At 32.1% G+C, this 12,350-nt stretch carries 12 protein-coding genes; 11 read left to right on the top strand and 1 reads right to left on the bottom strand.

Annotated features, from left to right (window positions below):
• Positions 1 to 16 precede the first annotated feature (16 nt).
• Positions 17 to 826 (top strand): MetQ/NlpA family ABC transporter substrate-binding protein, encoded by an 810-nt coding sequence (locus tag EL082_RS09250; RefSeq protein ID WP_002467439.1) that lies wholly within the window; start codon positions 17 to 19, stop codon positions 824 to 826.
• 415 nt (positions 827 to 1,241) lie between these two features.
• Positions 1,242 to 1,412 (top strand): CsbD family protein, encoded by a 171-nt coding sequence (locus tag EL082_RS09245; protein ID WP_171001918.1) that lies wholly within the window; start codon positions 1,242 to 1,244, stop codon positions 1,410 to 1,412.
• A gap of 53 nt (positions 1,413 to 1,465) precedes the next feature.
• On the opposite strand, the gene popT is transcribed toward EL082_RS09245, so the two are convergent.
• The gene (gene popT, locus EL082_RS09240) at positions 1,466 to 2,326 is read right to left on the bottom strand and encodes a polyprenyl-phosphate transporter PopT (protein WP_103286259.1); all 861 of its coding nucleotides are present in this window, start codon (positions 2,324 to 2,326) and stop codon (positions 1,466 to 1,468) included.
• Positions 2,327 to 2,647: 321 nt separating this feature from the next.
• Between popT and sufC the strand changes: the two genes are divergently transcribed.
• From sufC to EL082_RS09195, 9 genes are all read left to right on the top strand, one after another.
• Positions 2,648 to 3,409 carry a Fe-S cluster assembly ATPase SufC gene (sufC, locus tag EL082_RS09235; RefSeq protein ID WP_002450848.1) on the top strand — a complete coding sequence of 254 codons (762 nt, stop codon included), beginning with the start codon at positions 2,648 to 2,650 and terminating at the stop codon, positions 3,407 to 3,409.
• A gap of 105 nt (positions 3,410 to 3,514) precedes the next feature.
• On the top strand, positions 3,515 to 4,822 hold the full coding sequence (gene sufD, locus EL082_RS09230; protein ID WP_015365245.1) for a Fe-S cluster assembly protein SufD: 1,308 nt from the start codon (positions 3,515 to 3,517) through the stop codon (positions 4,820 to 4,822).
• 35 nt (positions 4,823 to 4,857) lie between these two features.
• Positions 4,858 to 6,108 (top strand): cysteine desulfurase, encoded by a 1,251-nt coding sequence (locus EL082_RS09225; RefSeq protein WP_171001917.1) that lies wholly within the window; start codon positions 4,858 to 4,860, stop codon positions 6,106 to 6,108.
• Entirely contained in the window at positions 6,098 to 6,559 is a 462-nt protein-coding gene (sufU, locus tag EL082_RS09220; protein ID WP_002450845.1) for a Fe-S cluster assembly sulfur transfer protein SufU, read from the top strand. Before EL082_RS09225 ends, sufU begins: the two co-directional genes overlap by 11 nt.
• 173 nt (positions 6,560 to 6,732) lie before the next feature.
• Positions 6,733 to 8,130: a Fe-S cluster assembly protein SufB gene (sufB, locus tag EL082_RS09215; protein WP_002450844.1), complete on the top strand. Its 1,398-nt coding sequence runs from the start codon at positions 6,733 to 6,735 to the stop codon at positions 8,128 to 8,130.
• Positions 8,131 to 8,353: 223 nt separating this feature from the next.
• Positions 8,354 to 9,382, top strand: coding sequence for a hemolysin family protein (locus EL082_RS09210; protein ID WP_002466682.1), 1,029 nt, complete (start codon positions 8,354 to 8,356; stop codon positions 9,380 to 9,382).
• Between the two features lie 14 nt (positions 9,383 to 9,396).
• Positions 9,397 to 10,467: an NAD(P)H-dependent flavin oxidoreductase gene (locus EL082_RS09205; RefSeq protein ID WP_002466686.1), complete on the top strand. Its 1,071-nt coding sequence runs from the start codon at positions 9,397 to 9,399 to the stop codon at positions 10,465 to 10,467.
• 161 nt (positions 10,468 to 10,628) lie between these two features.
• Positions 10,629 to 11,477 carry a DUF72 domain-containing protein gene (locus tag EL082_RS09200; protein WP_002466678.1) on the top strand — a complete coding sequence of 283 codons (849 nt, stop codon included), beginning with the start codon at positions 10,629 to 10,631 and terminating at the stop codon, positions 11,475 to 11,477.
• Between the two features lie 13 nt (positions 11,478 to 11,490).
• The gene (locus tag EL082_RS09195; protein WP_002466672.1) at positions 11,491 to 12,318 is read left to right on the top strand and encodes a sulfite exporter TauE/SafE family protein; all 828 of its coding nucleotides are present in this window, start codon (positions 11,491 to 11,493) and stop codon (positions 12,316 to 12,318) included.
• Positions 12,319 to 12,350: the final 32 nt, after the last annotated feature.

The following is a 12,350-nucleotide window of genomic DNA, read 5'->3' as shown; positions in this document are numbered from 1 at the left end:
AAAAGGGGACAAATCAATGAAGAAAATTTTAGGTATTTTATTATTATTATCTTTAACTGTAGCATTAGCAGCATGTGGAGGTAAGGATGACGACAAGACAATTAAAGTAGGTGCTTCACCTGCACCTCACGCAGAAATTTTAGAAAAAGCAAAACCATTATTAGAGAAAAAAGGTTATAAATTAGATATTCAAACAATCAACGACTATACAACACCTAACAAATTATTAGATAAAGGTGAATTAGATGCCAACTTCTTCCAACATACACCTTATTTAAAAACTGAAAGTAAAGAAAAAGGATACAAAATTGAATCAGCTGGTGACGTAGAATTAGAACCAATGGCTGTCTACTCTAAAAAGTATAAAAGCTTAAAAGATTTACCTAAAGGTGCAACAGTATACGTTTCTAACAATCCTGCAGAACAAGGTCGTTTCCTTAAATTCTTCGTGGATGAAGGATTAATTAAAATTAAAAAAGGCGTTAAAATTGAAGACGCAAAATTCAGTGACATCACTGAAAACAAAAAAGACATCAAATTTAACAACAAACAATCAGCAGAATTCTTACCAAAAATCTATCAAAAACAAGATGCAGATGCAGTTATCATTAACTCAAATTATGCTATTGATCAAAAATTAAATCCTAAAAAAGACTCAATCGCTTATGAAAAAGCTAAAGATAATCCATATGCTAACTTAATCGCAGTTAAAGATGGACATAAAGACGATAAGAAAATTAAAGAATTAATGAAAGTTTTACGTTCAAAAGAAATTAAAGACTACATTAATAAAAAATATGATGGTGCTGTAGTGCCAGCAGAATAATTATAGAAATAGTAAAATCCTCAAGACAAAAGTGCTTGAGGATTTTTTATATTTATATCATTTGTATAATTTTTTTAATATCTAATAAGCTCATTTAAATAGGTTATAAAGTAACAAAATTAATGAAGCAATAAGTAGAAGTGTAGAAGGTAACATAGCATTATTATCAGGCTTAGTAAATTGATTTTTAATAATTAAAATCAAGGATATGAGTATTAATAATATTGCTACTATATGGACAATTATTGTAAACATTTAACCATCCCTTTTTTATAAGCGTAATATATTTGAAAGGCATTATTTTCATATTAGACCATCAATTAATATTAATTTTTTGAAAATAAATGTTTATATAGTATGAATAGTGGTATAAATTAAGCATAATAACTTACTAAATAAATACTAGGAGGAATTCATCATGGCTGAAGATAAATTCGAACAAGCAAAAGGTAATGTAAAAGAAACTGTAGGTAACGTAACTGATAACGAAAACCTTGAAAAAGAAGGTAAAGAAGATAAAGCTTCTGGTAAAGTAAAAGAAGCAGTAAATAATGTTATCGATAAAGTTAAAGGTAACAAAGAATAATTATTAAATAATCAAAAGGCTCTCATCCACATTAGTGTTTGAGAGCCTTATTTTTATATTTGTTCTTCATTTTTAGCAGTTATTTGTCCTAAGACATAGCTAACAATAAAGCCAACAATTAAAGTGACAATAGAAATGATCCATGTCAAAGCGGATTTAGGTAAGCCTGGATAAACAGCAAATATGGATCCAATAACAAAGCCTATAATTAATGCGAATGTCATGGTTGTATGATGATGTAACAAGTATTGGATTAATTTACTTGACACTAAGAATCCAGTTAGGATACCTAAACCTACTATTAAAAGTATAGGTAAAGCATTGAAATTAAATTTTACTAATTGAGATATAGCATACATTACAGTACCATAAGCACCAAATATAAGTAACATAAATGAACCTGAAATACCTGGTAAGAGCATTGCACTAGAAGCACATATACCTGCAATATAATATTTAATAATAAGACTAGTAGATAAAGATAATGTTTCTCCTGTGTGCTTGTCTCCACCATTAAGTAGGGTCATGATCACCAATATTGCGATGCCAACCAAAACTACAATGTAATGCTTTGCTTTAAAAGTTGCTTTAAAATGTGACACTTTAAGAAGGTAAGGAATAATTCCAATGATTAACCCGGTGAAAAAGAACATTGTTGGAATTTCATGTGTACTAAGCAAATAGTTAAATAGATTGCTTAATATACCGATTGCTAAAAGCATACCTATTATAATAGGTAATAAAAATTTCAAACTAGGCCAAAACCTTCTTGAAAATAAGCCACTAATGGAACTAATAAAACCATCATAAATTCCAAGTAAAAGTGCTATAGTGCCACCACTGACACCAGGTACTAAATCACTTGTACCCATACCAAAACCTTTTAATACATTAATCCATTTAAAGTTTTTCATTAATGTCTCCTTTCTTAACCCTAAAAGGTTAAAGTGTATAATAACATAATTCGTTGGCTTGAGTTAAATAAAACAACTATTTGTCTAAAAAGTGTCTATTGAGAAAGATGCATATTTCGTTATCATTTGAAATAACTAAAAACAATAGATGAAAATCGTTTTTTGAAAAGAATTACTCTAATTTACGGTTTTAAAAAGTTTATATTATCCAGTAAGTACGTTATAATGAACAGGATTGAAAATTCCAAAGGCTTTTTGACTACAGATTAAAATTATTATAAACTAGTTAAGAAAACTTTATATTTTATGGAGGGAATATAAATGTCATCAACATTAGAAATTAAAGACCTACACGTGTCTATTGACGATAAAGAAATTTTAAAAGGTGTTAATTTAACAATTAATACTGGGGAAATTCATGCCATTATGGGACCAAATGGTACTGGTAAATCAACATTATCATCTGCAATTATGGGTCATCCAAGCTATGAAGTAACACAAGGTGAAGTATTACTTGATGGTGTTAACATTTTAGAATTAGAAGTTGATGAAAGAGCTAAAGCAGGATTATTCTTAGCAATGCAATATCCTTCAGAGATAACAGGTGTTACTAACGCTGATTTCATGCGTTCAGCAATCAATGCTAAACGTGAAGAAGGACAAGAAATCAACTTAATGCAATTTATTAAAAAATTAGATAAAGAAATGGATTTCTTAGATATTGACCAAGATATGGCACAACGTTATCTAAATGAAGGTTTCTCAGGCGGAGAGAAAAAACGTAACGAAATCCTACAATTAATGATGTTAGAACCTAAGTTTGCAATTTTAGATGAAATTGACTCAGGTTTAGATATTGATGCGTTAAAAGTAGTATCTAAAGGTATTAATCAAATGCGTGGAGAAGATTTCGGTGCATTAATGATTACTCACTATCAACGTTTATTAAACTATATTACACCTGACAAAGTACATGTTATGTATGGTGGTAAAGTAGTTAAATCTGGAGGACCAGAGTTAGCGAAACGTCTTGAAGAAGAAGGTTACGAATGGGTTAAAGAAGAATTTGGTGCAGCTGAATAATCGATATTGATTCATCGATTGTAAGCTCGTTGAGATGTTCGTATAAATGATGAAACTGAACATTGACTTATTAATACTATTTCATCAAGTGGGAGGATAAGAGTTATGACAACTGAAACTTTGAACATTTCTGAAGAACAACTTGTTGATTATTCAAAAGCGCACAATGAACCTTCTTGGATGACAGAATTACGTAATAAAGCGTTGAAATTAACAGAAACTTTAGAAATGCCAAAACCTGATAAAACAAAATTAAGAAAATGGGACTTTGATAGTTTTAAACAACATCACACTGAAGGCAGTGTATATCAAAGTTTAGAAGAACTACCTGAATCTGTTAAGAAAATTATCGATGTTGAAAATACTGAAAACTTAGTTATTCAACATAATAATGACTTAGCTTACACACAAGTTTCTGAGCAAGCTAAAAATGATGGTGTCATTATTGAAGGTTTATCAGAAGCGCTTGTTAATCATAGTGATTTAGTTCAAAAATATTATATGACAGATGCTGTAAATGTTGATGAACACCGTTTAACTGCTTTACACACTGCTTTAATGAATGGTGGCGTATTCGTTTACGTACCTAAAAATGTAGTAGTTGAGCATCCAGTACAATATGTTGTGTTACATGATGATGAAAATACAAGTTTTTATAATCACGTCATCATCGTTACTGAGCAAAGTGCAGAAGTAACTTATGTCGAAAACTATTTATCTAATGCAAGCGGTGAAGGAAATCAAATTAATATTGTTTCTGAAGTTATCGCAGGTGCAAATTCTAATATTACGTATGGTTCAGTAGACTATTTAGATAAAGGATTTACTGGACATATCATTAGAAGAGGTACTACAGAAGCGGATGCATCAATTAATTGGGCTTTAGGATTAATGAATGAAGGAAGTCAAATTATTGATAATACTACAAACTTAATGGGTGACCGTTCAACAAGTGAACTTAAATCTGTTGTAGTCGGTACTGGTGACCAAAAAATTAATTTAACTTCTAAAATTGTTCAATATGGTAAAGAGACAGATGGCTATATCTTAAAACATGGTGTAATGAAAGAAAATGCATCTTCTGTATTTAACGGTATTGGTTACATCAAACATGGTGGTACTAAATCAATCGCAAACCAAGAATCACGTGTGTTAATGCTTTCTGAAAATGCACGAGGAGATGCTAACCCTATCTTATTAATCGATGAAGATGATGTAGAAGCGGGACACGCAGCGTCTGTAGGTCGTGTAGATCCAGAACAACTATACTACTTAATGAGCCGTGGTATTTCTAGAAGAGAAGCTGAACGCCTAGTTATTCATGGATTCTTAGACCCAGTTGTTAGAGAATTGCCAATTGAAGACGTAAAACGTCAATTAAGAGAAGTTATTGAGCTTAAAGTATCTAAATAAACTACAAATAAGAGATTTTTAATTAAAGAAAGGTCGTGAATAAAGTGGCCGAACAATCATTTGACGTTAATGAAGTTATTAAAGATTTTCCGATTTTAGAGCAACAAGTTAATGGCAAACGTTTAGCTTATCTTGATTCAACTGCGACAAGCCAAACACCAGTTCAAGTATTAAATGTATTAGATGATTATTATAAGCGTTATAACTCTAATGTACACAGAGGAGTTCACACATTAGGTTCTTTAGCTACAGATGGATATGAGAGTGCTCGTGAAACGGTAAGACGTTTCATCAATGCAAAATATTTTGAAGAAATCATCTTTACAAGAGGAACAACAGCGTCCATTAACATTGTTGCACATAGCTATGGTGATGCTAATGTTGAAGAAGGCGATGAAATTGTAGTTACTGAAATGGAGCATCACGCTAATATTGTGCCATGGCAACAACTTGCCAAACGTAAAAAAGCATCATTAAAATTCATTCCAATGACAGACCAAGGCGAACTAAATATTGATGACATTAAAGCGACAATTAATGATAATACTAAGATTGTTGCTATCGCACATGTTTCTAATGTTTTAGGGACAATTAATGATGTGAAAACAATAGCAGAAATTGCGCATCAACATGGTGCTATTATTAGTGTTGATGGTGCACAAGCAGCACCACATATGGCATTAGATATGCAAGATATTGATGCAGACTTTTACAGTTTTAGTGGACATAAAATGTTAGGTCCTACAGGTATCGGTGTGTTGTACGGTAAGCGTGAACTACTTAAAGACATGGAGCCTGTTGAATTTGGTGGCGATATGATTGACTTTGTAAGTAAATATGATGCTACTTGGGCAGATTTACCAACTAAATTCGAAGCAGGCACACCTTTAATTGCACAAGCAATCGGTTTAGCTGAAGCAATCCGTTATATTGAAAAATTAGGATTCGATGCTATTCATCAACATGAAAAAGAATTAACAGAGTATGCATATGAACAACTATCAGAAATTGAAGGTTTAGACATTTACGGTCCGCCTAAAGATAGACGTGCAGGTGTGATTACCTTTAATTTAGCTGATATTCATCCGCATGATGTTGCAACTGCTGTTGATACAGAAGGTGTTGCGGTCAGAGCAGGACATCATTGTGCACAACCATTAATGAAATGGTTAGGCGTATCTTCAACTGCTAGAGCAAGCTTTTATGTATACAATAATAAGCAAGACATCGATCAATTTGTATATGCATTGAAACAAACGAAGGAGTTTTTCTCTTATGAATTTTAATAATTTAGATCAACTTTATCGATCTGTAATTATGGATCATTATAAAAATCCTAGAAACAAGGGCGTATTAGACAATGGTTCGATGACAGTTGATATGAATAATCCAACATGTGGTGACCGTATTCGACTAACCTTTGACATAGAAGATGGCGTTATTAATGATGCCAAATTCGAAGGTGAAGGCTGTTCAATCTCTATGTCCAGTGCCTCAATGATGACCGAAGCAGTAAAAGGTCACACATTAGCTGAAGCGATGCAAATGAGTCAAGAATTCACAAAAATGATGTTAGGTGAAGACTACGAAATAACTGAAGAAATGGGAGACATTGAAGCATTACAAGGTGTTTCTCAGTTCCCTGCACGTATTAAATGTGCCACTTTAGCTTGGAAAGCGCTCGAAAAAGGAACAGTTGAAAAAGAAGGTAAATCAGAAGGGACTACCGAAGAATAAGACTGGAGATGTTTCTATCTGACATAACGGGTAAACATGAACTAGATAATGAATTTTATCATTCATGTTGGCTTTTTACTTTCCTTAATCGTTGTTATAATATGATAACAATTTAAAACTTGTAATTAAAAATCTCACGCATGACGTTTAAATATATATAAGGAGTGATTGAAATGGCTAAAAAAGCACCTGATGTTGGGGATTACAAATATGGTTTCCACGACGAAGATGTTTCCATTTTCAGATCAGAACGAGGTCTAACTGAAAATATAGTTAGAGAAATTTCAAAAATGAAAGATGAACCTGAATGGATGCTTGATTTCCGTTTGAAAGCTTTAAAACTATTCTATAAAATGCCAATGCCTCAATGGGGTGGCGACTTATCAGAATTAGACTTTGATGACATTACTTACTATGTAAAACCATCAGAACATACTGAACGTTCATGGGATGAAGTACCTGAAGAAATCAAACGTACATTTGATAAATTAGGTATTCCTGAAGCTGAACAAAAATATTTAGCAGGTGTATCTGCTCAATATGAATCCGAAGTTGTTTATCACAACATGGAAAAAGAATTAGAAGAAAAAGGTATCATCTTCAAAGACACAGATAGTGCATTACGTGAGAATGAAGATTTATTCCGTGAATATTTCGCTACAGTTATTCCAGCTGCTGACAACAAATTTGCGGCATTAAACTCAGCTGTTTGGTCAGGTGGATCATTCATTTATGTACCTAAAAACGTTAAATTAGATACACCATTACAAGCATATTTCCGTATTAACTCTGAAAATATGGGACAATTTGAACGTACATTAATCATTGCTGATGAAGGCGCTTCTGTAAACTATGTAGAAGGTTGTACTGCACCAGTTTATACAACAAGCTCACTACACTCAGCAGTAGTTGAAATTATTGTTCATAAAGATGCACATGTGCGTTACACTACAATTCAAAACTGGGCAAATAATGTTTATAACTTAGTTACTAAACGTACATTTGTTCATGAGAATGGTAATATGGAATGGGTTGACGGTAACTTAGGTTCTAAGCTAACGATGAAATACCCTAACTGTGTATTATTAGGCGAAGGTGCAAAAGGTAGCACATTATCAATTGCATTTGCAGGTAAAGGACAAGTTCAAGACGCAGGTGCTAAAATGATTCATAAAGCGCCGAATACGTCTTCGACTATTGTCTCTAAATCTATTTCTAAAAATGGTGGTAAAGTTATCTATCGTGGTATTGTTCATTTTGGACGTAAAGCAAAAGGTGCACGTTCAAATATCGAATGTGACACATTAATTTTAGATAATGAATCAACTTCAGATACTATTCCATATAATGAAGTATTTAACGATAATATTTCATTGGAACACGAAGCAAAAGTTTCTAAAGTATCAGAAGAACAATTATTCTATTTAATGAGTCGTGGTATCTCTGAAGAAGAAGCGACTGAAATGATTGTTATGGGCTTCATTGAACCATTTACAAAAGAATTACCAATGGAATATGCAGTAGAAATGAATAGATTAATCAAATTTGAAATGGAAGGATCTATTGGTTAAACATAACTTATAGATGAACATTGTTTAATATAATTTGAGATATCAATCTCAGTCATTGCTAGCCAATGGATTTAATAATCCATTGGCTAGTTTTTATTTGGGTAGTTTTAATTAAAAATGATTTATAAGATAACGCTAGGAACTGAATAGTTTATAAAAGTATATTCAAGGGAATGTTTTAATTATTATTAAAGAAAATTTGTATGACTAAGGGGTATGCTTCATGATAATAGCTATCATATTCTTATTATTAGTATCATTCTTTTTTTCACTTAGTGAAACAGCATTAACGGCAGCAAACAAAAGTAAATTTCAGACTGAAGCGAAAAATGGTAATCAAAGATCACAAAAACTTTCTCAATTATTAGATAAACCAAGTGAGTTTATAACTACAATATTAATCATAAAAAATATAAGTAATATCATATTACCAGTGCTTGTAACACTCTTTGCTATTAAAATGCAATTTAATGTATTAGTTGCAATTATTATCATGATCATAATCATTGTATTAGTATCTGAAGTGATACCCAAAGCAATTGCAGCAGCGAATCCTGATAAAACTTCACGTATTGTATATCCAATCATTCGGACATTTGTTATCATTCTTAAACCAATTACAAAAATGTTGAATACTATTACAAGTAAAATTAGTAAATCATTTTCAAATGACAAATCTGATGATAATCAGTACTCTAAAGAAGAAATACGTACAATGTTGATTGTTGCAGGACGTGAGGGTGCATTTAATGAAACAGAACAGAATCGATTAAAAGGCGTATTAGATTTTGAAAATCTTAAAATAAAGGATGTAGATACAACGCCTCGTGTCAATGTTGTAGCATTTCCAAAAGATATTTCATTTGATGAAGCATATGACACAGTAATGAATGAACCATATACACGTTATCCAATTTATGATGAGGATATAGATCATGTCGTAGGTGTATTCCATTCTAAATATCTATTAGCATGGAGTAAGAAAAAATACGAATCAATAACTAATTTCTCATCAGACCCCTTATTTGTAAATGAACATAATAGGGCTGAATGGGTACTTAGAAAAATGACGGTTTCTAGAAAACATTTAGCAATCGTACTAGACGAATTTGGAGGGACAGACGCAATTGTTTCACATGAAGATTTAATAGAAGAGTTGCTAGGAATGGAAATCGAAGACGAATTAGATAAAGAAGAAGAGGAAAAATTAGAAAAGCAAACCTATCTCAATAAAACAAAGCGTAATAATTAGAAAAGGTGAGTAAAATGTGGAATGACAATAAGTTAACACGTTTATTAGGCATTCAATATCCCATTATACAAGCAGGTATGGCTGGTAGTACTACTGCATCTTTAGTTGCTACTGTCAGTGAAAAAGGTGGACTTGGTACTATAGGAGCTGGATATTTTAGTATTGATAAGTTGGAAAGTGAAATTAAAGCAGTAAAAGAAAAGTCCTCTCAACCGTTTGGTGTCAATTTATTTGTACCTAATCAAAATGCCACTGTAAATCCACTACAGGTCGATCAAATGAATGAATGGTTAAAACCGTATAGAAGAGCTTTTCATTTAGAGGAACCAGTGGTTAACATTGACGAAACTCAAAAGTTTAATGAAGCTGTAAACATGATTATTAAGTATAAAGTACCAATCTGTAGTTTTACATTCGGTATCCCTGATGCGCTAACTATTAAAAAGTTAAAAGAACATCAAGTGATATTGATTGGTACAGCTACAACAGTAGAAGAAGCTATAGAAAATGAAAAGGCAGGAATAGATATCGTCGTAGCACAAGGAAGTGAAGCGGGAGGGCATAGAGGAGCGTTCTTACAAATTGGTCATAGTACTGAACCAATGGTTGGCACAATGTCTTTAGTACCTCAAATTGTCGACCATGTATCTATACCTGTTGTCGCAGCTGGTGGTATTATGGATGAAAGAGGTTTACTTGCCAGTCTAATGTTAGGAGCACAAGGAGTGCAAATGGGAACTGCATTCTTAACTTCTCATGAAAGTGGAGCAAACGAGTTACTTAAAGACACTATATTAAAAAGTAAAGAGACTGATACAGTGGTCACTAATGTATTTAGTGGCAAAAATGCTCGTGGTATTAATAACCAATTCGTTAAAGAAATGAACGAATATCAAGGGGATATACCAGATTACCCGATACAAAATCAGTTAACTGCTCAAATTAGAAAGGCTGCTGTACAACAAGGTGAAAGTGAACTAACCCATATATGGAGTGGTCAATCACCAAGATTAGCTGAAAAACAAAAAGCTGCAGATTTAATAGAACGTATGGTCAGTCGTATCAATGATATGTCAAATTTATAAATCTTAAATCAAACTCTCTCTTAAAATAATTAAGGGAGAGCTTTTTAATTATTAGATTCATAATCTGTTAGTTGATAATGGATTACTAAGAATCTGTAAATTTGAAATAGATAAAGTGAATCGTTGTTTTATTCTGTGGTATCATTAATTTGGTGATATAAATGATAAATATAGGTCTAACTGGTTGGGGAGATCATGATACATTATATGAAGATCTAGCTAGAAAATCAGATAAATTAAAAACATATTCAAGTCATTTTCCTATTGTAGAACTTGATGCATCATACTACGCGATTCAACCAGAACGTAATATCAAGAAATGGATTAATGAAACGCCAGAGAGGTTTCAATTTGTAGTTAAAATACATCAAGCTTTGACGCTACATGCAGATTTTAGAGATTTTTCAGAAACACGCCAAGAACTCTTTGATGCATTTAAAGAAATGTTGGCGCCATTACAAGAAAGTCAAAAACTAGCAATGGTTTTAGTACAATTTCCACCATGGTTTGATTGTTCAAGTCAAAATATTAAGTATATTTTATATGTTAAACAACAATTGCAAGACTATCCAATGTGTGTTGAATTCAGACACCAGTCTTGGTTTAACGATCAATTTAAAGAGGAAACGTTGTCCTTTTTAACTGAACATCAAATTATACATGCGGTTGTAGATGAACCCCAAGTCAAAGATGCAAGTATTCCACTTGTTAATAGAATAACTAGTGATATTGCTTTTGTTAGATATCATGGAAGAAATGTACATGGTTGGACAAAAAAAGATATGACCGATCAAGAATGGCGAGATGTAAGATATCTATACAATTATAATAAAACAGAATTACTGGATTTAGCACAGAAGGTTAAAATTTTAGAACAAAAAGCTAAAAAAGTATACGTTGTTTTTAATAATAACTCTGGTGGTCATGCAGCTCAAAATGCTAAAACATATCAAAATATTCTCGGTATTGACTATGAAGGACTCGCACCACAACAACTAAAATTATTCTAAGAGGCGAAAGTAAATGTTATTAACAATTTTATTATTAATTATCATTGGTGGATTGTCAGCGATTATAGGTTCAATAGTAGGTATTGGCGGTGGCATCATTATTGTACCTACATTAGTCTATCTCGGAGTAGATCATAGTATTTTACATGGTATTACTACTCAAATCGCAATAGGGACATCCTCTGTCATTCTCATTGTGACTGGGTTGTCGTCCTCATTAGGCTATTTAAAAACGAAACAAGTTGACATTAAAAACGGTTCTATTTTCTTATTTGGATTATTACCCGGGTCATTAATTGGTTCTTTTTTAAGTCAGTATTTAACATTAAAGTCATTTAATCTCTACTTTGGGATATTTATGATATTTGTAGCCATATTGTTAATGGTAAGACATAAAATTAAACCATTTAAAATATTTAACAAACCAAAATATGAGAAAACATATATAGATGCAGAAGGAAAAACTTATCATTATAGCGTTCCACCATTAGTTGCTTTTGTTGCTACCTTATTGATTGGTATTCTTACAGGACTTTTTGGTATTGGTGGTGGAGCATTAATGACACCGTTAATGCTAATTGTTTTTAGATTTCCACCTCATGTGGCAGTTGGAACGAGTATGATGATGATTTTCTTTTCAAGTGTGATGAGTTCCATTGGTCATATCATTCAAGGTCATGTGGCTTGGGATTATTCAATTGTACTTATTATTTCAAGTTATATAGGCGCTAAAATTGGTGTTAAGGTCAATCATTCTATTAAGTCTGATACAGTTGTAATGTTGTTACGTACTGTAATGTTGCTAATAGGTGCATATTTAATTATTAAATCTATTATTTAAAATGTTAAAAGTACATATATCTATTTATTTTT

The sequence above is a fragment of the Staphylococcus warneri genome, from assembly GCF_900636385.1.
GTDB classification, from domain to species: domain Bacteria; phylum Bacillota; class Bacilli; order Staphylococcales; family Staphylococcaceae; genus Staphylococcus; species Staphylococcus warneri.
This window is presented reverse-complemented; position numbering and strand designations above follow the sequence as displayed.